This window comes from Thalassolituus oleivorans MIL-1 (assembly GCF_000355675.1).
In the GTDB taxonomy this organism is placed as follows: domain Bacteria; phylum Pseudomonadota; class Gammaproteobacteria; order Pseudomonadales; family Oceanobacteraceae; genus Thalassolituus; species Thalassolituus oleivorans.
Genome location: NC_020888.1, coordinates 2,970,065 through 2,994,119, shown reverse-complemented (window position 1 = coordinate 2,994,119; position 24,055 = coordinate 2,970,065). Strand labels below are relative to the sequence as shown.

The following is a 24,055-nucleotide window of genomic DNA, read 5'->3' as shown; positions in this document are numbered from 1 at the left end:
CCTAGTTTCAGACTAGGCTCTTAAACGCTGTACGCGATTTAAAATGCTGCGCGATATCATTACCGCCAGCACGTCTAGTAGCGACCAAAACCCCTGATCTTGGCGACGCGGTGCTTTACCTTTGCCCATACGATGTAATTGGCGTTCGTACCAAGAGACTTCCATTAATGCCATTTTGTCGATCATTTTTACACCGGTCTTAATAGGCCGTACCACGCTAGTAAAGTCTTCGCCCGTAAGGATGCGGTTGACTAAATCGGGCTCAACGCATAATGAGCGCCCTAGTCCTACTAGATCACATGCACCGGATTCCAGCGCTTTGCTCATCCCTTCACTAGTACGGAAACCACCGGTAACCATAAGTGGTACATCAACCGCTTTACGCAGTGTTTCAGCAAATTCTAAAAAGTAAGCTTCACGCGCAATCGTTGATGCTTTTGGCTGTTCGGCGGAGCTACCTTTGCCAGCATCTTTGCCTTGTGCCATCGCTGGTGATTCGTAAGTGCCACCGGATACTTCAATGAGATCAATACCGAGTTCAGCTAAGCGACTAGCAACAATAACAGCATCATCTTCGCCAAAACCGCCACGTTGGAAATCGGCAGAATTCATCTTGATGCCAATGTTGAAATCATTGCCGCATGCCGCGCGCATCGCTTTGTACACTTCGACTACAAAGCGCATACGATTTTCCGCAGAGCCACCCCACTGATCAGTGCGCTGGTTGTGGTGCGGAGACAAAAACTGGCTAACAAGATATCCATGTGCGCCATGAATTTGTACGCCATCGAAACCTGCGTCTTTGGCAATCTTTGCACTCGTTGCAAAGCGCTGAATAATGTCTTGAATTTCATCTTCGCGGAGCGCGCGTGGAGTAGCAAAAAATGCCTGCATTTCCTTTCTAAAGGGGATGGCACTCGGCGATACAGGATCCGGCGACAGGCCCTTGGGTGTTTGTTTGCCTGGGTGATTAAGCTGCATCCAGATTTGTCCGCCTTGAGACTTAGCCGCCGCTGCCCAACGTTTAAGCATTGGCATATCGCGCTCGTCTTCTACCACGACGTTGTTTGGTTCGCCGATATTATTGCGGTCGATCATAACGTTGCCAGTGAAGCTAAGACCTACACCGCCTTCTGCCCAACGCTGATACAAGCGCGGCAAGGCCTCGGTGACGCGCAAATCAACACTGCCAAGGGTTTCGCTTAGTGCTGATTTGGCGAAGCGATTTTTAATCACAGTACCATTCTTTAAGGTAAACGCGTCACCAAGCTTGGGGCTGGACATAGACATAACTCCAAAATTAAAACAGTGATATACTTCGATGGTCATCAAAGTAACTGATAGTTCGATCATCGTCAAACTATCTGTTTGCTGAAACTTAGTGTCCCAATACAGGATGATAATGACTACTTCTATTAACACGCAGTCCGACGGCGCCAATTCACTCACGACTGAGGCCTTATGCAATGCCTTTAAAGCGTTGTCGAATGCCAATCGTCTGCAGATGTATCGAGAAATTGTACGGATGCAGCGTCATGATGTTGGCCCTGACGACGATGCAGGATGTGTGCTTTATGATTTTATCAACTCACTGAATATCGGCGCGCCGACGATTTCACATCATGTGAAAGAGCTGGTGAACGCTAATTTAATTCGTGTAGAGCGTAATGGTAAGTTTTTGACTTGCTATCTGAACGAGCCAATGCGGCAAGCATTAACCGGTTTTTTTAGTGATATATCTGAATAGCTTTAAATAAGTTGGGCGCACAACACAAAGGCAGTGCGCCCAGTTTCTTAGTTTACAATCCCCATGTCATCTACATAGCGGATTCCTGCTGCGCTCATATAGGAATCGCGTTTACCGCTAACATAAATTTGTTCACCAACAATGCTTGGATTTAATTGTGGATTGAACTGATTGCGATATTGGCTTTCAAGTTTTACGTTAATGTTTTTACTGCCATTATTTAAGTCTTGTAACTGCAAACCATAAATACCGTTTATTTCTTGCGTGACATAGCCAGTAACCACAATTGCTGTTCCTGTTACGGTGTTTAACGCATCGTTTACCGACATATAATTGTTATTCGATACTGGATCAGGCGTCGGAGCTACCGTAATGCTAATGTCGGTTACACTGCGCACACCAGGAGATGACATATAGTCATTTTTGGTACCTGTAATGAGTAGGGTTTCACCGATAATTGCTGGATTTAATTGCGGATTAAATTGATCGCGCTGAGAGCTTTCTAACTTAACGTATAGGTATTGGTTAGGAGCGCTAAGATCAGTAAGCTTTAAACCGTAAATTCCGTTAACGGCTTCAGTCACGGTACCTATCACTTGCACAGCCGTTCCGTTATTTAGTGCTAACACTTCGGTTACGCTCAGAGCATTACCGGTTGTAGGCGGAGTAGGGTCTGTTGGCGGTGTGCTGGTGCCATTTAAGGATAGCGGAGCACCGAATGAGCCATTGGCAAAGGTTGCTGTATCCCAAGGATTGTAACCGTTAGATGGAGTGCTCCATGGATTACCATTGTCAGGATCATCCATTTCAGTTGCAGCTTTTGGTGTCGGTGTTGCCTCACCTGAAACATGGCCATTGTTGTTATCAAAAGCGGTGTAGCTTTCGGGAGTCGCTAACCAGTTGACGATATTAATACTCAAGGTTGAGGCATGGCCTGGATCAGTCCAGCCCGGATACGTTTTTTTAGTTGATCCGCTGTCTTGGCGACGATACTTCGGACTGGCATCTTCGACCGGTGAAGAATCACCAATAAAAGCCGCTTTACCTGCACCGGACTTTGCGATGGCGACATAGGGTCCTTCATCACGGCCACCAAAATATAGACCCGCATCGACGGCATTTGACCAACGACTGACGCTGTCTTGAGTTGAGAAGTAGACTAGCCCTTTGGCTTTAGTAGGGTCGGTAATAGCGAGTGTAGCGCCACCGGCCATAAGAATAGGATCAACATTTTGCGTGATTCCCTCGGCATTGACAGCAGCAGTAATATCACTAACACCCGTTTTGCAATCCGCAGCGTTAAAGCGGAAGCGAATACCAAACTGTTGCGCTAACCAACCATGAGCATTGCCAGGGTTGCGTAAGTCGCCATATTCGCCACCAATATTATACTTGCTCAATGTTGAGCGGTTATAGCCGTTAAATACTTCAGTTGCATCCCAAGTATTTAAGTTGCGATCTGCGTTGTAGTGGTCGGCGATAAAATAGATGCCTTTACCTGCCGCAACAAATTGTTCTAATGCTTGGTACTCGCTGGTTTTAAACGGACGATTTGATTCTGCCAGCACAAATACATCGGCATGTTGAATCGCACTGTAGGTAATAATCGCTTCGTTAATACTGCTATTGCTTGGCGTATTTACATCATCGTAATAACGAATCAGACCATCGTTATTTAGGTCAACCCCACGATATTCTTCAACACGATAACCATTGTTGACTAAGGCATCGGCGAAATCCGAAAAGCCCCCATCAATAACCCAATCGGCATTGCCTTCTGTGCCGCCGTGAGAAACATCGAATAATACCGTTTTACCATTAGCATTGCTGCTAGGTACTTTAACCGGGCTCGCCGCATTCCATTCATAGTCTGCGGCCAGTGTTGTAAATGCAGCGCTGAGAAGTCCAAGCGCCAGCAGTGATTGACGTGCATATTGGAGTAGTTTCATGGATATTTCCTTTTTTTAGTTATCCTGCAAACAGTTATTTAACAAACAATAGTTCTACCAAGCAGGTAGATAAAAAAACGGAGCGCAAAAAAACTTGGCGCTCCGTTATATACCTAGGCGTACTAGGTTATTATTTTTTTGTTATTCTCTGTTTATTCTAAATTCAGTGTATAAACCCCAAAGCCATCTTCATCGGTACTGTTATAAGTAATGGCTGCACTACCTGCCGCAAATGTTTGCGCTGAGTCTTTACTAGAGCTTTTGAATGTTACTGTTGTGCTATTGATCGACGTGAATGACCAGTTGTTATCAGCCGATGGATCGAAGCCCGTATCTGGATTTGCTTCAGTCATCTCAATGAGATAGTCAGCCACGGTTTGGCGGTTTTCATTGGGAGCATCAATTACGATTTTATCGCTGGTGACACCTGGGAAGTTACCACCGCCACCGGCACGGTAGTTATTAGACACCACTAAAAATTCTTGATTGTCGTCAATGGCTACACCTTGATATTGAACATTTTTAATACGATTATTTTCGGCATTAATTAGATTGCCTGATTTATCGTATTTGGCGTCTTGGCTAACGTCGATTTGGTAAGTGATGCCATCAATAACGTCGTAGTTATAGCTGGGGAAATCGGTATTAATAAGCTCATTGCCTGAACTGCCGGGCACTATGGTATTAAATTGTCCAGCAGACATTTCTAACCATTCTTTTACTTCTGCACCGGTGAGTTTTAGTACTTTAAGTGTGTTCGGATAAATGTATAAATCGGCTACATTACCGTAAGACACATCCCCGGCACTAAGATCGGTGAAGTCGTCTGCGCCGCCTCGACCTGCACGGAAAGGCGCACCCACTGAGAGGATAGGAAGATCCGCATATTCAGTGCCTGCAACAATGGATTCTACATACCAAGTCTGCGCATCGGTGACGACCTGAATGGATGGATCGTCTTGTACCAAAGCAAAGAAACTATTAATCGGAGCAGAGATTTTTGCGAATGGCTCACTCACCCATTCACTAACTTCGGCGTGATCTGTGGCAACGGCGATTTCGATGCCTTGGTGGTTGGCAACGAGAGAGGTAATTGAGCGATCGGCATTGGTTTGTGAGATAGGCTTGAGGACGGATTGGCTATCCGCTACTGACCAAACATCATCGCCATCGACGCTTAATGTCAGGTCGATATACCCTAGGTATTTGCCCCAATATCCAGGCATGACGGCAGGAATACCATTGAGCGTGCCTTTGACGTTATCAATGGCGTCGATGCCATCATAGCCGCTATCGCCAGGGAAATTGCGGTGCGCGTGACCAAACATAATGGCATTGATACCGTTCACCTGTGATAGATAGAAGCTGGCGTTTTCATCGCCCCCTGCGCGGGTATCCGTGGTTAAGCCTGAGTGTGCAATGGCGATAATGATATCGGCACCGGCGGCTTTCATCTCAGGTATATAGTGATTTGCCATATCGACGATATCTTTAGCAATCACGCGGGTTTCTAAATTGTTCTTATCCCACTGCAATATTTGCGGTGGCAGGAAGCCGATATAGCCGATAGTGATCGTGTGTGCGTTGCCTTCGGTATCCAGTACTTGTTTGTCTTTCAGTAGATACGGCGTGAAGTAAGGGATGTCGTTAGTGGTGTCGTTGTCGGCATCGTCAAAGAACACGTTGGCGGAAATGTAGGGAAAGTTGGTGTCATCAATGGCTTCTTTTAGGAAAGGTAAGCCATAGTTGAACTCGTGATTCCCTACGTTAGCTACGTCGTAATTGAGTAAGTTCATCGCTTTGTAGATTGGATGAACCTCGTTGGTTTCTAATCCCTTTACCTTGGCAACGTAATCGCCTAGCGGGCTGCCTTGCAGTAGGTCGCCGTTATCGACCAATACACTGTTGTCGACTTCAGCCCGAGCAGCATCAATAAGAGACGCGGTTTTAACTAAGCCAACCGTGTCATCTTGCGCATTTTGGTAGTAATTGAAGTTCATGACGTTGGCGTGTAAATCTGTCGTTTCCATGATGCGCAGAGTCACAGTACTGCTGCTCGCAGGTGCTGGGTCTACTAAGTTGGCCGTATCTCCGCCGCTGTTGTTATTATCGCCACCACAAGCGACAAGCCCGAGTGTTATAGTCGAATACAACGCAAGATGAATGAGGGAACTGCGATTCGGTGTCATGGATTTTTCCTGTCCTTAGATAATGAGACCTAAGACCCTAGAGAGCTTCAATGACAGAGAAGTGAAAGGAAAATAACGAAAATAAGTCCAACTCTTGACGAAGATGTTACTGCTTAGATAACTCAATCCCTACTGTGGCTGTCAGGATTATTCTGTCTTGTGTTAAACTATCGCCATTGTCATTCAACGATTAGAGAGAGTAAACCTATGGACATCATGGAGGTCATCAAAGACCAAATCGAAAGCAACAGCATCTTGTTGTACATGAAAGGTTCACCAAACCAGCCGTTGTGCGGTTTCTCTGCCCGTACTGTGCAAGCAGTAATGGAATGTGGCCAGAAGTTTGCCTACGTAGATGTCTTGTCTAACCAAGAAGTACGCGCCAACTTACCAACTTATGCTAATTGGCCAACCTTCCCACAATTGTGGGTGAATGGTGAGCTAGTTGGTGGTTGTGACATCATTACTGAGATGCACGCCAAAGGCGAACTGAAAGCCTTGCTAGACGAAGCGGCTCCGAAAGAATAAGTCGTTGCTTTTGAGCCAAAAAAACCGAGCTATGCTCGGTTTTTTTATGGGTAGTATTTGTTACTAAGTCGCTGTCGCTGCCGAACTAGTTTGCACTAGCCAAGTGTGCGGACGATCTTGTGGGCTGGCGGCTGTAGCTCTGTGAAAACTGCTTAGCGGTTATTAATGTCTGTTGTTTCTCATCCCAGATAACATATTTGAATGCGCCCGGTATATCGAAAAGACTTAGCCGAGGTACATTGTTAAATAAATCTTTATGCCGATTATGGCATGCCACTAAGTTGTAATTTGGAATACGTGCCGATAAATGATGAATGTGGTGATAGGCGATATCCGCGGTAAACCAATTTAACCAACGAGGTAGTTGTAAAAAGCTAGTGCCATGGATAGCTGCAGCAAAGTAATCCCAGTGTTGAGTATCTGCGGCATATGAATTTTCAAAGTTGTGCTGCACGGTAAATAAAATAATACCTAAAGCACCAGCAAGAGATAGGGCAATCGTATAGATGGTAAAGAAAGGTATTGCACCAAAATAGCTAATGGCGAATGCCCAAGCGCAGAACAGTGTGAGGTTGTTAGCCGTCATGTGGCGATATTCTTGCCAATCGCCCCAAGAGCGTGTTTCGAATTTAGCGCTAATATCTTTTAAAGACTGATTTTTGTTAGCGATTTTTTCTTTAATAATAAAACGTATTAATTGGACGTTGCCTTTTAACCAATTAAAACGCGGATTGAATATGAAGTATAAAAATCCCGCAATTGGCCCCATGAAAAGCTTTCTTGCCCGTGCATAAGACTTACGTTGTTTGGATGTCAATTTTTCGTATTCGGATGCGGATAGTACTGCAAGTGGGCCACGATATTTTTCCCAATTGCCATTAGTAGCATGATGATAATCGTGGTGCTTTGACCAAACAAACTGAGGAACACCACACATTACGCCAAGAATAAAACCGGTAATTGCATTACCTCTTGGCTTTTCGTACAAGCAGTTATGGCCACAGTCATGCATGATGACGAAGACGCGTAAAATAAAAAGAACAAGTACGGCCGTTATTGCGGCAGATAGCCAGTAGGATATTGATAGAGCTGCTATGGCAGTATAAAAAAGTATGAAATAGGGAATGATCGTAGTTAGCGTTTGAAGTAGTGCTTTACTATTTTTGCGTACTGCGTAATCGGCAATGAGAGAGTTTTTTTGCTCTTTCAGCTTTAGCGTATCCACGTCTTGTTCACTAGCCATTTTTGTTATTAATTCCATGTTTTTATAGTTATTCACACAACTGTAATATTTATTGATCCAATAGTCACTACAAACGGTATCTTTGTCTGTAATGTCATTGCTTGAAAGTATTTATATGCGTTAACAGTTAGCAAAGTAAGAATAAAATTGTAGTCGATTTCGAGAAAATCGCATTTTTTGGACGGTTTTCGTATCGATTATTGTGAAATGCCAATAGATTGTTATTGATATCTTTACTAAAAGACTTCCATTGCTTGAGATTGGTGTTTAAGTTGCACTTAATTTATAGGGGGAAATATTAGAGGCTAACTAAATATGAGGTGGCGTTAAAAAAGCTTATTCTGCCAATGAGGCTTTATAATTTTCTATGGCCGTATCGTGTGCAAGTATTAAAACGTCTAAATCGCTATTGATCAGATCCGCATTCCAGACCTCGATGTAGTAGATTCCATTGCTAATGGCCAACTCAAGTGCCGCTGTAAACTCGTCTGTTGTGAGTGAGCTTGAGCCGATATCGTTATTAACAGCGCCGACCATTTGTAGAGAAGCAAAGCTCTCTTGTTGAGCTCGTTGAATTAACGAATATGCACCGGTGTAAACGTTCAGTGCATTATGTTCACTCCACCAAGCGGCGAATACACCAAATCGTTTTCCATATATTTTCAGCCCATAATCGACCACTTCATTGGGGACCTCATCACTGAAAAATACGGGGTGAACTTCAAGATCGATTGGTGTGGTTGGGAAGGCTGTGGCAAAGGCATCTACGACACCTTTCCATGAATCGATTAAAGCGCTTTCGCTGTAGCCAGCATTTTGAAACTCAGCTTCTGTTTCCGTCGAGAAGTTGTATTGCATTTCAAAGCCATTGGTTGTGGCGTTGGTCATATGAATTAGCGCAATTGTATTGGAATCTTTATAGTGCTCACCTAAGGCTGCTATAAATTCTTTATAGTAACTTAAGTAAACGTCATCCCAAGGTAAGGGAAGGCTACGACTATCGTTGCGTATCACATAATCAATAAAGGTAGCGCCTTCGTCGGCTAGCCATTTAGGAGCATATGGACCATTCATAATCGCTAATGTGATCTTTATGCCACGCGCTTCGGCGTATTCGATTTGCTCGTCGATATATGACCAATCATAGATACCTACTTGAGGATTCAAGTCTGTCCAAGAAATACGCACCAATACACCATCTAAGTAGTCTAAGCCTTCGGTATCACGATTGATTGACGATGCTTTTTCGCTCGTTAGGCCGCAGCTGCAGTATGTTCCTGCGATTTGATAAGTGGTTTCTTCGATAGCTGGATCATCAGTGCTGGAATCAGCGACGTCTTCTGTTGCTGGCTCCGGCTTAGTGTTTTCAGTGTTTGTATCGGGGGAGTGTTCTTGGGGATCGCCGTTTGTATCGGTGAGCGACTCGGAAGTTGAGCTGGCACCGCCACATCCGACTAAAAATAAGAAGGTGGTTGTCGTTATGCTGAGTAGCGCAGTTTTGAGGAAACGGGAACCTGCGTCTTTCCAATGTAACCGCAAGTTGATCCTATGGTAGAACAGCATATGCCACTTTTTGTTAATAAAGTTATTAGTGAGCTTGCTACTCTAGTGTTCATGCTGCTGGCTTGTATAGTGTTATTTTGATCTTGTGGGTCAATCGTGAAGTTTGTCACGTTTTCAATTTGTGTCTTTCTTGTGTACGGGACTTGTGGTCAACTTTGCCCTGTTGGGTCTAACTAAATTTAATCTTATTTCACCGATGTGTTTCTATTAGTAAGCGCTATGCTTATGATGCTACTAGCCGTTTTATTTATCAGCAGGTTATATGGGTATTCGCTTTATTCGAGTGTTGATTTCTATTTGGGCCATTACTTCGTGTGGCCTTAGTTGGGGGCTTAGCAACGAAGAGTTCAAACAGTCGTTTGAATCTGCACGTAAAGGCAAGTGGAGTCATGTGGATGCTGAGGTGCAGCAGCACGTACTTGCGCCCTATATTGAGTTTCATCGCCTCAAATCACAACTGCCAAAATTATCGCCTGAAGCCATTCAGCAATTTGCTGAAACCTATCCTGATACGCCGTTATATGGTTGGCTAAAAAAGCACGCGACCAGCGCTTACGGTAAAGCACGTAAGTGGGATGCTGTGGTTGCTCTAAATTCTAAAGCGCCAGCCGATGTGGCAGGGCGTTGCATATACTACCGCGCACAACTCATATCAGACCAAGCATTAGCATTTGAAGGCGGCCGCTCTCTTTGGTTACATGGCAAGCCTTTGCCAGATGAGTGTGATGATTTATTTAAAGCGATGATAAGCCGCGGTGAAATCGATAATCACATGATCTGGCAGCGTGCTTTACTTAGCCTAGAAAATGGCAATACCCGTTTAGCTAAATATGTAGCACGCAAACTGACGGACGATAGCTGGACGCCCACTCGCTCATATCTCAAAACGATCATTCAGAATCCTAATGCGCTGTTAGATTTGCCGCAAAAAGTAAGCAATAGAATTGAAGTTTCGCCGTTAGTAACCGCAGTAATGGTGAATCTTGCCAATAAAAAGATACATGAAGCTCAAGTTTTATGGCCGAAAGTAAAGTCGAAATATGCGATGAACGAGAACGATATCGCTGTCGTCAATAAGGCCTTGGCGCGTAACAGTTATAAACTTCCTGCGGATCAACGTGATGAAAATACGTATTTGCGCTTAATTGAAGCGGGTAATGCTGATTGGATTGAGCCAGTTTTACGCGAAGCTATCGTGGCTTCAAAATGGCATACCGTTTTGTATTGGACAGAAAGTGTTCGAGGAATGGCTACTGATAATAGTTATTATCAGTATTGGCGTGCACGTGCATTTGAACAGTTGGGTGATCAGGTGAAAGCTGACGCTGCTTATAAAATTGCCGCAACCCAACGCGATTTCTATGGTTTTTTAGCCGCTGAAAAATCTTCGTTACCTTACGCTTTAAATAGTGCAGCACCGCAAGTCAACGATAAGGATTTACTGGCAATTGATTCATTCCCCGCGATTCAGCGCATTAGTGCTTTATGGGCTATTAATGAGCATGGTTTGGCGATGGATGAGTGGAGTTATTTGATTAATAGCTCACCCGCTAAATCGGGCTTATTCGCCGAATACGCGCTTAAAAACGAATGGTATGGCTTATCGGTGCAGGCCACGATACTGGGTCGCCATTGGGATTATGTTGCTCATCGTTTCCCGCCTGCGTATAAAGAATTATTTACCCAGTGGGCGGATGAGCGCGGAGTAGATCCTATCTTGTTAATGGCCATAGCTCGTCGTGAGAGCGCTTTTAATAAAGATGCTGTGTCTCCGGTTGGAGCGCGAGGCTTAATGCAAATGATGCCAAGCACCGCTAAGCAAGTAGGACGTCAGCAAGATGTCCCTTATCGTCATGGCGATCAGTTATTTGATCAGGAGATGAATGTACAACTCGCCAGCTCCTATGTGCAGACACTATTGGAGAAATACGACGGAAATGTGATCGCCACTTTAGCAGGTTACAACGCAGGCCCTAATCGTACCGATCGCTGGTTAGCTGAATCTAATGGCTCGTTCGATCAGTTTATCGAAAGTATCTCTTATCGTGAAACCCGTGATTATGTGAAAGCAGTTCTTACATATCGGGTGATTTTTGAAAGTTTGGATGGCGATGAGGTGATTTCAGTTCTTGAACCATCAGAGAGAGGGATTACTCAATACTTGTCGAAAAACGATACAGGCCCATCAAAAACAGCCGCAATACCATAAGTTATTGCGGCTTCTTGTTACGATTCACGCTGATGACGTGTTTTCCAAAGCACTTCTTGACCGCCTTCACGGCGGGCTAACACCCGAGCCAAAACGAATAACAGATCAGATAGACGATTTAAGTACTGTAAGCCCAGTAGATTAATGTCGTTATCTGAGTGTTTGGCTTCGAGTAAAACAACCATATTACGTTCAGCGCGGCGGCACACGGTTCTAGCCATATGGCAGCGTGATGCACTTTCACTTCCCCCCGGTAAGATAAAATCCTTTAACGGCGGTAAGTCATCGTTGAGCTCTTCAAGATAATCTTCTAAATCATCAATTAACACACTGTGTAGAGCGTTATAACCGGGAACTGCTAATTCGCCGCCCAAATCAAATAAATCGTGCTGAATTTGATCTAGCATGGGCTGTAGACCATCGTCATTCGATAGGGATGCACGTAGCATCCCCACCCATGAGTTCAACTCATCAACGTCGCCAATGCAGTGAATGCGCTGACTACTTTTGCTGATACGGCTGCCATCACCAAGGCCTGTCTCGCCTTTGTCGCCGGTTTTAGTCGTAATACGTGACAGTCTATTTCCCATGATGTGTGCTCTTTAATTAAAACTGAAAACGACCACTTAATTGTGCGTAGCGACCTTCGGCAATATAGCCATTGGCAGTGCTATAGTCATGATTTAGTAGGTTTTCTATACGCAAGCCTAGGCTTAATTGGCTGTTGACCTGATAGTTCGTATTTACGTTGAATACACTGTAGCTTGCTAACGGAATGCTATCACCCATCCAAGTGTATTCAACACTGCGCTGATGATAACTGCCTTCGATATTGGCATCCCAGCGGTTCGCTTGATAGCTCACAATCGCTTTGCTAACGCGTGGGGCGCGACGTGCTAAACGGCGATCGTTATCGAGGTCTTGTGCATCTAACCACTCTTGAATTAAACGACTAGAAAATGCACGGCTCCAGTGTTGCTCCCAAGTAATTGTTAAAGAATTGATCTCAGAGTGACCGATGTTTCTTGGTGTTGAATCAATTTGATCGGTAAATAATGCTCGTTGACCGCTAATCAGTAGGCTGCCATCAACCAATGGTAAAGTGTAATCAATATTCCAAATGCGAGAACGTTCTATACTTAAATCCGGATTGCCATAGCTAGGATAATATAGCTCGTTAAACGTTGGAGCACGGAAAGCAGTTGCTTGCCCCAACGCCAAGCTATCGCCATTGCTAAAGTTCAAAACAGCATTGGTATTAAATGACCAAAAATCACCATATTGCTCATCATCATCGTAGCGACTGCCCGTTTCTAAAACGATATTTTCACCGTGGAATCGATAACCTAAATACCCGCCTTGAGTACTAATGCTGGTTTCGTCGTATGCGGTGTCGCTAGCACTGACATCGCTTTTGCGATAATCGGCACCAATTAAAACAGCATGCTTAGGATTAATGCGAATTAAACCAGTTAGATCCAAGCTGTCTTGCTCGGTCGAGAATAAATCGGCGCTGGAGCGAGAAATACCTTGGCCGAAATTCCAGCTTTTATCTAAGCTTTTTCCTGCTTGTAGACGCACGTCAGCACGAGTCGTTTGTAGCTGGTAAAAGGCGGAAATTACACGATTATCAAAATCGGCTTCGTCGCCACCAAAACTGCTGTCGTATTGGTAATTGCCTTTATTCGCTTGTAAGTCTAGGCCCGCGGATTGGGCGTCTGTAAATTGATAGCTAACGCCTGCGGTAACGCCGTTGCGTTCGTAGCCGTCGGCATCGGTATCGCTGTTTTCTTTGATATCATAGCCTCTTGCTGCATTGTGCAAGGCGCTGATATACACGCTGGTATCGCCCAGTTTAGCCGCGCTGCGCACACCGATCTGACGAGTTTCATCTGTACCAATTGCGGTATTAATGGTCGTGCTCGGCACATCTTGGCGAGTAATAAGATTAATTACACCGCCTTGTGCATCGGCGCCATAAATAGAAGCTCGTGAGCCTTTGATGATTTCTACGCGTTCAATTTGTTCTAGAGGAATTAATTGAAATTCGGTTGTGCCCGCAGTTGCCGAGCCGATGCGTTGACCGTTAATTAAGAAAACGATCTGCTTACTGTCTAGACCATTGATGTAGAGGTTACTCGCTTGCGCAACACCACCGGTTTTAGAAAACTGAAATCCTGCCTGAGTGGCTAATAGATCGGTTAGCGTTTGAGCATTTGAGGCTTCAATGTCAGCGCGATCAAATAAAACCACTTGCGCAGGATTAATTGCATTTTCGGCAACACGACTGGCAATCGTCGTTTGAGTGTCGAGCTGTTGAGCAAATGCTGGTGTTGCCAAAGCAACGGATAAAATCAATAATTTTTTCATTTGAGTTCCGAAAGGTAAGGACCAATCGGCGGGGAATAATTGGGATGTGGCGTTCGACCTGAACTATGCTGGTTGCAGTATTCAGTCAGGGCGTGACCATTACCCGTACTGCCCACCGCAATACTTGTACATGTGCAACTCAGGCCGGTATCCGGGCTTACGGTCTGAGTTTATACTCACCATCGACGCCTTCCCATGCTATGCACAGTGGCAGATTGTCGACGGTATGACCGATCACCGTTGCGGGGGCAGCGCTGGATTTGCTGTCGCTCTGTTGCAACAACTTACCAGTCTTCCCGTTTAACCCAACGTGTTGAGGTTGGGCACCTGAATTGCGCGCAGGTTATCGGTATAGACCTTCTAGGTCAAGGGTGAAGCGGGTATTGGTAGGTTGGGTAGGCTAGAGCAGTAAGCGATGAGGGCCATCGTTATGCGGTAAGCAGAGTTCAAAGCAGGCGCCATGGTCATCAGTAATTGGACGGTATCTTAGTTGGCCTTGATGGTGTGAGGTGACAATAAAGTAAGACACTGATAGCCCTAGCCCTGTTCCTTGGCCAACTTCCTTGGTGGTATAAAAGGGTTCAAATATGTGAGCGACGACATCACTTGGTATCCCTGGACCGTTGTCTTCAATGGTGATGCAAATTCGTTCGTCGTCCCAGCTGGCACGAATACGCACACGCGGACGCCACTTCGGCTCTACAGCAGGATCTGGCTCATAAGACTCTAAGGCTTGTTGTGAATTCTTTAATAAATTTAGCAGCACCTGTTCAATTTCACTGGGTACACAAATAACTTGAGGAATTGTTGTTGTGTTATCTAATTCGACATCAATATGGCGTAGAGATAGATCATTGCTGGCGATTGTGAGTGTGGTGTCGATTAATTCTTGAACATCTACAGGTCGTTTTTGGAGGTGATCATTACGTGCGAATTGCAGCATATTAGCAACGATTTGAGCCGCTCGCTCACCGGCATCTTGGATATGATCGAAAAATTGATAAATGGCTCTTTGCTCTAAATATTCTTCTAGCTTATCGAGGGGTAACCCGACTTTCGTTGCAACTTTTTGGTTAGCGACCAAATTGTGTTGTAGGCGACGGCGAATATTCTGTAGATTTTGCAAAATTGCACCGAGCGGATTATTAATTTCATGCGCCATGCCTGCCGCTAATCCACCTACCGTCATCATTTTTTCTGTTTGCACCATGATTTCTTCCATACGCTGACGCTGACTTACATCATCAATACGGATTACGACACGTGCTTGCTGTCCATAAGGAAGAGGGTAGGCGAGTACATCGGTTACCATAGGCCTTTCGAAGCTTTGAATCGTTAAACGCTCTATTTTTTCCATGCGAGCGGCTACCGCTGGGCTACTCGGTAATATGTTTTGGTTAGCGAGTTCAGGTACGAGGGTCAATAACGGCAGCCCAACAAGTTGAGTATATTCTTTATTTAACCAATCACCGGCTTGCTGATTGCACTGTACGATACGATTACGAGCATCGAGTGCAAACAGTGCGGATGGCATGGCATTTAAAATGCCGTTAAGTAGTGTCTTGGTATTTTTAAGTTGTACTTCAATGCCGCGACGCACAGAAACTTCTCGGGCTAAATCTTCGTTCATTTGCCGCGTTTCAGTTGATAAACGAGTGGCCCGTAAACGCGCTCTCTCAGCTTGCTGATGCGCTGTTTTAAGATGCTGGGTACGCTGATTGCGTAACCAAAATAGATCGTTTAGTGCTTCGGCTAAAGGCTTAATATCTGGATCTTGCGTACTAATCGTGATGCGTTCGTCATTATCATTACGGGTTGCGGTGCGAATGTCATGTAATAAGTTTTGATAAGGGGTACGTTGCCAATTTCGGGTTAAAGCGTAAAGAAAGAATACCAGTAAGGCCGACATCGTCACGACCAGTAGCGCCGTGGTTAACGTATCTAAGTAAAAGAAATTTGGTAATGATACTTGGGTGCTAATTAACAACGACATAGGTTGTTCTGCCACCCGCAATTGATAGCGATGTATGTTTTTCTTACTGGAAGTTGCAGTTAAATTAGTGCTGAGTAATGAGGTTTCATTTTGTGAAAAGCTATGAGCAACACGCTGTCCTTCGGTGTTGTAGAGCGCCATTTCATTGACCTGATAATGCTGGGTCATACGATGCATTAAACTTTGCAGTTTATGCAGCTGCGCTTCTTCATTTTTACGTTCTTTAGCGACGCCTTTTATTTCATTTTGCATGACTTGAGCTTGCAATAAATCAGCAAAGGTGCGGCTGATTTCGGGTGCTAATTGCTCTCGACCAACACGTTCAGCCGCTAAGATATAGGCAACTGTGGTTAATGCGATAATCAAACCACAGATAACTAAGGTTGCTAACATGGCTTTTTGCCGGGCTAGCATGAGGATGGTATTCCGCTGACGAAAATCATTCGCATATTAATTCGTTGCTTAGTTGTGTCATAAGCTCTGCACAATGCGGTAGAGCATACTCATGTTGTTCTGCTTGAGCCAATAAATAGCCGTTAATATAAGGCAGTTCGGTTGGTCGCTGTTGCAGTACATCTTGCAGTGTCGATGATTGATTAGCGGCTGTAGCAGTTGCCACTTGTTCAGCTTGGGTGAGTAAATTCCAAGGCAAAGACCAATTTAAAAAAGTATATAAGCCAGCGATTTCCGCCGCTAACAATTGTAAGTGACGACGGTAGTCCGGATTTGTGACAAGTTCACCATTACGACAGCGATATAAGGCTGTCAGTGGATTGATGACGGCATTAATGGCTAATTTATGTCGTAGTCTATCCAGCATGTCGGGTGCGTATACTGTGCGCATAGGCAGATAGGAATCGCAGTTGTTGCACTCCTGACTGTCGTGACTAAGTCTGTTCTGAACAAGCCCCTCTTGATAACGTCCAATAAAAGTCTGACCTTGACCTGCATAGACGACATCACTGCGATTTTGGCGATATGCCCCTTCTGTGGAGCTAGCAAGCCATAACTCGGGCGGGTTATTTTGTGTGCTTAGCCAGTCGGCGACTGCTGCTTGTTGGCCCATGCCATTTTGCAGTAACACAAGGCGCTTAATTCGATGCAGGTGGTCTGCCAGTGGAGTGATTGCGCTCAGCGTATCGGCGGCCTTGGTGGTGATTACCAGCCAGTCTAAGTTTTCATTTTGCCAATGTGCAAGTTGCAGCTGGTCGGTGTTATTGGCAGTCACAAGCTGACGAAACACGGGCTTACCGTCTTTACTAATGACCATGCAGTCATGGTCACGCCAGTGCCATGCCATAAGGGTGCCGAGAGCACCGAGTCCGAGAATGCCGATTGATAATGTCATAGCCGGATTATAGGCACGTCCGAGGCGTGCCGTCATGTGGTGCGGGTATAGGTTGGTGCGGAAATTAAACGTTAGCGAGGGGCGCGCTATCATCGTTGTCGGTAGAGGCTTTGATGGCCGCCGGTTTTACCGCAGATTTTACGGGCTTAGCTTTTCCATTTGAGGATGCTAATTGCAGGCTAGCCAAATCCGGCGACCATAGGGCCTTGAGTTTGACGAGTAAAGTATCGGGATGATCCGCCGGTACACTGCGAATCCAAAGGGGCAAAACTTCTTCATCTTCCTTGATTAAATTGGCTATGGTTTCGTGGGTTAAGCCACGCTCACTGAGTAGCCAAACGACTAACGGCATGAGTCGAGCATACTGGCGGCGCAGTGTTCGATCTAACAGCTCGTCGCGGGTTAAACTAAAGCGCCCAGCAATAAGATCACAGGCATCGTTTAACAGACGTTGTAACTCTTCTGGCGTGCGACTCACCCCTGTGACCGCATTGCGAGCTTGATGCTGATTAATGAAGTGATCGCGTGCGAGTGCCTGATACAACGGATGACAACCGTGCTCAAGGTCTAACTCAACTACGTGCGGCTGTTCCATTACGGCTTGATAGCGGGTTGCCGTGTTGTGACGGGTTTGGCACAGCAAATTCAGCATCGACTGGGTATCAATCCACTTAGGTGGGTTGAGGTCGCGGTAATGATGATCGCTGCTCCATGGATACACACAGGCGTCTGCTACCAGTCGTTGCGTTTGTGGTAAGCGATGCATTTGAATAATCAGATCGGTGAGGTAAGCCTGCTCATCAACCAGTAACACTATGCCTTGCTCAGACAATACCGGCTTGGTTTGTTGCCAGCAACGCTCATGCAGCTGATTGAACGCGACCTGTATGTCTTCTAATACTTCGGTCCAGTCGCGGTCGCAACGCATGACACAGCGAATGGAGTTTTCATCGAGTACATAGGCAAGCAAGCGGCAGCCGCGCAGCTCCGCTAATAAGCGGATGCCGTAGTCGTATTCAAAAACCGACTGAAAGATACCTTGGCTTCGTGCACCAGAGAGGGCGAAATAGTAAACGCCGGCGCCGTGCAACATCATTTTTGTTTCCATAGCTATAAAGGTAGTTCAAGTTATTCGCCTTGCCAGTGTTGGTTTTTGGATTTTTTCTTGTTGCAAGGGTTACAATGCGGCATTTGAGGAGAATTGTTATGCCATCGTTTGACGTTGTTTCTGAAGTAGATAAGCACGAAGCCCAAAACGCCGTTGATCAAGCGAATCGTGAGTTAAGCACGCGCTTTGATTTTCGCGGTGTCGATGCAAGTTTTGAATTGAAAGATTTGATCGTCACTATGATTGCCGATCACGAATTTCAGATTGATCAGATGAAGCCTATTTTGTCTGGCAATATGATTAAGCGTGGCATCAAGGTGAGCTGTCTTGAATACAGCGACCTCAAAGGCTCAGGCAAGCAAGTGAAGGTAATGGCCACTATGCGCCAGGGGATCGACAGTGATTTAGCCCGTAAAATGGTAAAAATGGTTAAAGACAGCAAGATCAAAGTGCAGGCCTCGGTACAGGGTGAAACTGTGCGCATCCAAGGCAAGGCTCGTGATGATTTGCAAGCTGTGATGGCCATGTTCCGCACTGACGAAAGCATCAGCATGCCGTTGGCATTCAAGAACTTCAAAGATTGATGTCCTCCCTGCACGCGTCACTACAATGGTGGCGCGACGCGTTAGCCATTTATCGGCAGAAGCCAGTCATGGTCATTACCTTGCTGGGTTTCTCTGCTGGATTGCCTTACTTGTTGGTGTTTTCAACCCTAACTGCTTGGTTGCGTGACGCCGGAGTAGAACGTACGGCGATCGGTTTTTTTGCTTGGGTCGGTATGACCTATTCCATCAAAATTTTCTGGGCGCCCGTTGTCGATCGCTTACGTATTCCGCTCTTGTATCCCTTATTGGGACAGCGGCGTAGTTGGATTTTCAGTGGTCAACTCGGCATTATCGGCGGACTGCTATGGCTTAGCCAAATGAATCCGCAAGATAGCCTCTTTTGGGTCGCCGCCGCCGCTTTATTAATCGCCTTTTCATCATCGACCCAAGATGTTTCGTTAGACGCATTTCGTATTGAATCCGCACCCGATGAAGTTCAGGGCGCTATGTCTGCGGGCTATATTCTTGGCTATCGGCTAGCGCTCTTGGTATCGGGTGCGGGCGCATTTTATATTGCCGATGTCGTTGATTGGCACAGCGCGTATGTTGTTATGGCCGCTTGTATGACGCTTGGTATTGTCGCCTTATTTTGGGCCGATGAACCGGCGCATCGCAGTGCTGATGAGCAGCGCTTGATGGATGCGCAAATGGTTGATCAAGTAATGGGTCGGCCGATGAATCTAGCCCAGCGTCCGGCTTGGGAGCGGCATTTATTAGGGGCGGTTATATGCCCTATGCTGGAATTTTTTCAGCGTAATGGCACGTTCGCCTTACTGATATTGATCTTTATCGCAGTATTCCGTTTAAGTGATATCAGCATGGGCGTAATGGCCAATCCGTTTTATTTGGACTTAGGCTACAGCAAAACAGATATCGCTTGGGTGGCAAAATTCTTCGGTTTCTTCATGACCATCTTTGGCTCGCTATTGTGCGGGGCGCTGGTGGTGAAATGGGGCATATTTAAGCCATTACTGCTCGGGGCTATTTTGGTGTCTGCCACCAACCTTTTATTTGCTTTGCTGGCGACCGTTGGTTTCTCATCTATGACTAATGCCCAAGGAATTGAGGCACAGTTTCTAACAGCAACCCCTTCATTGTTTTGGCTGGGCTTTGTGATAAGTGCCGACAACCTCAGTGGTGGCATCGCCAGCACCGCTTTTATTGCTTATTTATCGAGCCTGACGAATAAGAGCTATACCGCGACTCAGTATGCCTTGTTTAGCTCGTTAATGACCTTGCCGGGGAAATTTATTAGCGGATTTTCAGGCTGGGTAGTAGACAGCAGTAGCTACGCGGACTTCTTCGTCGTTGCGGCCATGTTGGGTATTCCTGCGATTCTCTTGGTTATGGTGCTGAGGCGGCATGATGCGCAGACTGGTTCATAAAGTATGAAGATTGGAGATAAACACGTTGGGTATATTAGACTACGTTTGCATCAATACTTAAATTTTGGTTTTTATCAAGGATGAATCTATGAAATATTCAATGATTGTTTTTTCTATTCTAGTTACTGCTTGTGCTTCCACGACTATTAAATATAACTACCAGCCATCGATGCAGAAGTTCAACATACCTAGCCTAAATGTCATTGAATCAGTTGGTCTAGGTGAGACTATCTTAGATCAAGGCGTTTCGACGACTAAAGATGTTTTTCAAATTACTAGAGAAAGTCAAATTGTAGGTTATAAAATCAAGCCTGGTAAGCTTAATAAGGTTGGAGGAGATTTGGAATATGAATATTTTGTTCAAGATATCGGATCTGGCTACACAATTTATTCAGGTTTGATCATTCCTAGCCCTGATGCTTCCGCTACTGTTCTTTATAAACGATCTAATCGCGAATTTTGTATTGTGCGCCCATTCGATTTGCAAGTGTGTGGTACGATTTATGGTAATCGTAAGAATGAAACAGTTATCACGAGTGAGAGCTTTCGTCGGACGCTAGTTTATGGTGGACGTATTGGTGATAGACTGAAAATAATTTATAGAGAATTTAGTGATAATTTTGCCAGACCTGCTTTTAATACGGAAGTTGAATACGATTTGAGTCAGAGTAGTATTATTGGATATGCGGGCGCGAGAATCGAAATAATATCCGCTACAAATACTGAAATTGAATATAAAGTCTTAAAAGGATTTAACGAACAATAACTAATGAAAATCATGAGATTTAATTTCTAGTTGTTTTAACGCCGAACTTAAATCTAACAGTCGATACGCCATTAAATGGGTAACACCGCTGTTGCTGTCTTTTTCGACATGGCCGTACACCTGCATGATGCGGGCATTTAATAAGGTTTGTAGTTGCTGTTGTGCGGTTCTCAACCAGACCACGACATTGGTGCAGCCGGTTTCATCTTCAAGAGTTACAAAGGTAACTCCGGCGGCGGTTCCTGGGCGTTGTCGACAGGTGACTAAACCACTCACAAAACATTCATCGCCATGATTTAGCTGACGTAAGCCAAGCGCGGTAATGCTACTGCCGAGGTGGCCTTGCTCGCGCAAGATCTCAATTGGGTGGCGTCCTAATGTCACTCCCATGCTGTGATAATCTTCTAATAAATCTGCGACTTCATTGGGTGCTGATAGCGGCCAAACACCACTATCTTCGGATAAATCATTTCGTAGTAAATCGCCTTGTTGCGGCTCAGCTACTTGCCAGCGCGCGTGGTATCTATGTTCGGCAAGGTCACCAAAGGCATTGGCCGAGGCCAGTGCTTCTAATTCGTGCTTATTCAGATTCGCTGCACGCATACATTCTTGAATACTTTTATAACCGCCGATGGGCCGTTGTTCGCACAGTCGCAGGGCGCTAGCTCGTTGCAATCCTTTCACTAAACGTAAGCCTAAGCGTACTGCGTTATGGTTGGCGCTGTGATCCCAGTTGCTGTGGTTAATGTCGACGGCTTCTATGGTGACGCTATGGTGTCGTGCATCTTCGATAAGTTGCGCTGGGCTATAAAATCCCATCGGCTGGCTATTGAGTAAAGCAGCTAAATAAATCGCGGGATGATGACACTTCAGCCATGCGGTAATGTAAACCAATAAAGCAAAACTCGCAGCGTGAGACTCAGGAAAACCGTATTCGCCAAAGCCCTCTAATTGGCGTTGAATACGAGCAATGTATTCTTCGCTAAACCCATTTTTTAACATATTCGTACGCAAGCGTTGCTGCAAAATATGCATATGACCTTTCTTGCGCCAGCTCGCCATGGAACGTCTAAGTTGATCGGCTTCTGCAGCGCTAAAATTGGCGGCAACCATCGCAAAGGCAATAACTTGTTCTTGAAATAACGGCACGCCATAGGTGCGTTCTAAAATGGGCTTTAAGGCTGCCATGGGGTAATCTGGCACTTCTTCACCATTACGTCGTTTTAAATAAGGGTGCACCATATCGCCATGAATAGGGCCGGGGCGAACAATCGAAACCTGAATCACTAAGTCATAATAGGTTCGTGGTTTTAACCGCGGCAGCATATTCATTTGTGCGCGGCTCTCTACTTGAAAAACCCCGACTGAATCGGCGCGTTGTAACATGGCATAGGTGGCTGGATCTTCGCGTGGGATATCACTCATGGTGATATTCAATGCCTGCAAACTACGGCGAATCGCTGTCATCATGCCTAGGCTTAAAATATCGACTTTCATTAATCCTAGGGTTTCGAGATCTTCTTTGTCCCATTGAATAACCGTACGGTCGGGCATACTGGCATTTTCAATAGGCACGAGATCACCCAATAAACCATTGGCAATGACAAAACCGCCTACATGTTGGGATAGATGACGAGGAAAGGTTAGTAGCTGTTCGATCAAGGTGCGAAAACGTGCTTGATGTGGATTCGTCTCAGATAGTGGAAAGACGGCATCCAGCCAAGAGCTTGAGTGATAACGACCTGCATAGCGTGCCATGACATGCTCTAATTGAATTTTATTTAGCCCTAAGCTTTTACCCACATCGCGTAAGGCGCTGCGCGGTTTGTAGCGAATAACTGTTGCGGTTAAAGCTGCGCGTTCGCGCCCGTAGGTGCGGTAAATATATTGGATGACTTCTTCACGCCGTTGGCTTTCAAAGTCGATATCAATATCCGGTGGTTCATGACGCTCTTCCGAGATAAAACGCTCGAAGAGTAGTTGTACTTCTTCGGGATTAACTTCGGTTAAAAATAAGCAATAACAAACGATAGAGTTTGCCGCCGAACCACGTCCCTGACAGAGGATATCTTGGCTACGAGCAAACTGAACGACATCGTATAGAGTGATAAAGTAATGCTCATAGCCTTTGTATTTTATAAGCTTTAGTTCTTTCTCTATTGTCTCTTGGATTGCTTTTTTACTACCGTTAGGGAAACGTATTTTTTGCCCTTTTTCGACCAGATCGCGTAAATAATCACTGGCATTCTGTCCCTTAGGTACGCCATCTTCAGGGTATTGATAGGCGATTTCATCTAATGAGAATTGACAGCGATTAGCGATATCGAGTGTGCTATTTAATAAGGCACTGGAATATAAATGTTGGAGTTTTTTGGGTGAGCGTAAATGTCGTTCAGCGTTAGAAAATAAATGCTGAGCAATATCGTTAATGGCAGCATTATGACGTATCGCTGTTAGGCAATCCTGCAAAGCATGGCGCTCGGTACTGTGCATATGGACGTAATTGGCGCAGGTAACCGGCAGTTTGTATTCAGCTGCGAGCTGTAAAACATGATCAAAATTCACATCGTCATGTTCATCTAAAAGCCGCTCAGCAAGTAGCCATAAGCGCCCATTAAAGTGCTGCATGAGTAGCGATTTTTCGTTTAACGATGGGCCGCGCCACAATAATAGGCAGTATTTTAAGTCGAGTAACCACTCTGGTTTGAAATCATAAGAACCTTTGACTGCAGCACGACGACAGCGGGTAATAAATTGGCATAACTCGGCATAGCCTTGGCGATGAGGAGCCAGTAAAACATAGCACTCTTGCTGGTAATTAAACTCACTACCCACAATCAGTTTAATGTTCAGTTGATGCTCTTTAATTTCGCGATGTGCACACACCACGCCCGCGACCGAGCATTCGTCAGTAATAGCCAGAGCTTCATAATTTAGCTCGTTAGCGCGCTGCACTAGCTCTTCTGGATGAGATGCACCGCGTAAAAAACTGAAATTACTGAGGCAATGTAGTTCGGCATAGCGAAATGTTTTTAGTAAATGTTCCATGGTA

17 protein-coding genes and 1 riboswitch are annotated in these 24,055 nt (G+C 45.3%); of the genes, 6 read left to right on the top strand and 11 right to left on the bottom strand.

All coding sequences use genetic code 11. The annotated features are described in order from the left end of the window. Nucleotides 1–12: 12 nt before the first annotated feature. Nucleotides 13–1,284, bottom strand: coding sequence for an NADH:flavin oxidoreductase/NADH oxidase family protein (locus TOL_RS13695; RefSeq protein WP_041589034.1), 1,272 nt, complete (start codon nt 1,282–1,284; stop codon nt 13–15). Between the two features lie 118 nt (nt 1,285–1,402). Here TOL_RS13695 and TOL_RS13690 point away from each other — a divergent pair, with 118 nt between their 5' ends. Continuing rightward, on the top strand, nt 1,403–1,747 hold the full coding sequence (locus tag TOL_RS13690) for an ArsR/SmtB family transcription factor (protein WP_015487945.1): 345 nt from the start codon (nt 1,403–1,405) through the stop codon (nt 1,745–1,747). 47 nt (nt 1,748–1,794) lie between these two features. On the opposite strand, the gene TOL_RS13685 is transcribed toward TOL_RS13690, so the two are convergent. Both TOL_RS13685 and TOL_RS13680 read right to left on the bottom strand, forming a co-directional pair. Beyond that, nucleotides 1,795–3,696, bottom strand: a complete 1,902-nt coding sequence (locus TOL_RS13685) for a DUF6359 domain-containing protein (protein WP_015487944.1) — start codon at nt 3,694–3,696, stop codon at nt 1,795–1,797. A 152-nt stretch (nt 3,697–3,848) separates the two neighbouring features. Beyond that, on the bottom strand, nt 3,849–5,885 hold the full coding sequence (locus TOL_RS13680; RefSeq protein WP_015487943.1) for a bifunctional 2',3'-cyclic-nucleotide 2'-phosphodiesterase/3'-nucleotidase: 2,037 nt from the start codon (nt 5,883–5,885) through the stop codon (nt 3,849–3,851). A 207-nt stretch (nt 5,886–6,092) separates the two neighbouring features. Here TOL_RS13680 and grxD point away from each other — a divergent pair, with 207 nt between their 5' ends. After that, the gene (gene grxD / locus TOL_RS13675; protein WP_015487942.1) at nt 6,093–6,413 is read left to right on the top strand and encodes a Grx4 family monothiol glutaredoxin; all 321 of its coding nucleotides are present in this window, start codon (nt 6,093–6,095) and stop codon (nt 6,411–6,413) included. A gap of 85 nt (nt 6,414–6,498) precedes the next feature. Here the strand turns inward: grxD and TOL_RS13670 are convergent, their stop codons facing one another. Then, nucleotides 6,499–7,656, bottom strand: coding sequence for a fatty acid desaturase (locus TOL_RS13670; protein WP_015487941.1), 1,158 nt, complete (start codon nt 7,654–7,656; stop codon nt 6,499–6,501). 336 nt (nt 7,657–7,992) lie between these two features. After that, a complete protein-coding gene (locus TOL_RS13665; protein ID WP_158505927.1) occupies nt 7,993–9,195 on the bottom strand; it encodes a beta-galactosidase in 1,203 nt (400 codons plus the stop codon). Between the two features lie 286 nt (nt 9,196–9,481). On the opposite strand from TOL_RS13665, the gene TOL_RS13660 reads away from it, so the two are divergent. Further along, entirely contained in the window at nt 9,482–11,428 is a 1,947-nt protein-coding gene (locus tag TOL_RS13660) for a transglycosylase SLT domain-containing protein (RefSeq protein WP_015487939.1), read from the top strand. 17 nt (nt 11,429–11,445) lie between these two features. On the opposite strand, the gene TOL_RS13655 is transcribed toward TOL_RS13660, so the two are convergent. The 5 genes from TOL_RS13655 to TOL_RS13635 form a co-directional block, all read right to left on the bottom strand. Further along, the gene (locus TOL_RS13655; protein ID WP_015487938.1) at nt 11,446–12,018 is read right to left on the bottom strand and encodes a cob(I)yrinic acid a,c-diamide adenosyltransferase; all 573 of its coding nucleotides are present in this window, start codon (nt 12,016–12,018) and stop codon (nt 11,446–11,448) included. Between the two features lie 16 nt (nt 12,019–12,034). Continuing rightward, on the bottom strand, nt 12,035–13,798 hold the full coding sequence (locus tag TOL_RS13650) for a TonB-dependent receptor domain-containing protein (protein ID WP_015487937.1): 1,764 nt from the start codon (nt 13,796–13,798) through the stop codon (nt 12,035–12,037). Between the two features lie 125 nt (nt 13,799–13,923). Then, nucleotides 13,924–14,144, bottom strand: a riboswitch (cobalamin riboswitch). 54 nt (nt 14,145–14,198) lie between these two features. Further along, the gene (locus tag TOL_RS13645) at nt 14,199–16,205 is read right to left on the bottom strand and encodes an ATP-binding protein (RefSeq protein ID WP_015487936.1); all 2,007 of its coding nucleotides are present in this window, start codon (nt 16,203–16,205) and stop codon (nt 14,199–14,201) included. Between the two features lie 25 nt (nt 16,206–16,230). After that, nucleotides 16,231–17,139, bottom strand: a complete 909-nt coding sequence (locus tag TOL_RS13640) for a ketopantoate reductase family protein (protein WP_158505926.1) — start codon at nt 17,137–17,139, stop codon at nt 16,231–16,233. 64 nt (nt 17,140–17,203) lie between these two features. Then, a complete protein-coding gene (locus tag TOL_RS13635) occupies nt 17,204–18,235 on the bottom strand; it encodes a hypothetical protein (RefSeq protein ID WP_015487934.1) in 1,032 nt (343 codons plus the stop codon). Between the two features lie 110 nt (nt 18,236–18,345). Here TOL_RS13635 and TOL_RS13630 point away from each other — a divergent pair, with 110 nt between their 5' ends. The 3 genes from TOL_RS13630 to TOL_RS13620 all read left to right on the top strand — a co-directional run bounded on the left by TOL_RS13630 (nt 18,346) and on the right by TOL_RS13620 (nt 21,003). After that, nucleotides 18,346–18,831: a YajQ family cyclic di-GMP-binding protein gene (locus TOL_RS13630; protein WP_015487933.1), complete on the top strand. Its 486-nt coding sequence runs from the start codon at nt 18,346–18,348 to the stop codon at nt 18,829–18,831. After that, nucleotides 18,831–20,237, top strand: coding sequence for an AmpG family muropeptide MFS transporter (locus TOL_RS13625; RefSeq protein ID WP_041588508.1), 1,407 nt, complete (start codon nt 18,831–18,833; stop codon nt 20,235–20,237). The genes TOL_RS13630 and TOL_RS13625 overlap by 1 nt, the downstream gene beginning before the upstream one ends. 88 nt (nt 20,238–20,325) lie before the next feature. Beyond that, nucleotides 20,326–21,003 (top strand): hypothetical protein, encoded by a 678-nt coding sequence (locus tag TOL_RS13620; protein WP_015487931.1) that lies wholly within the window; start codon nt 20,326–20,328, stop codon nt 21,001–21,003. Here the strand turns inward: TOL_RS13620 and TOL_RS13615 are convergent, their stop codons facing one another. Beyond that, nucleotides 21,004–24,051 carry an error-prone DNA polymerase gene (locus TOL_RS13615; RefSeq protein ID WP_041589029.1) on the bottom strand — a complete coding sequence of 1,016 codons (3,048 nt, stop codon included), beginning with the start codon at nt 24,049–24,051 and terminating at the stop codon, nt 21,004–21,006. Nucleotides 24,052–24,055: the final 4 nt, after the last annotated feature.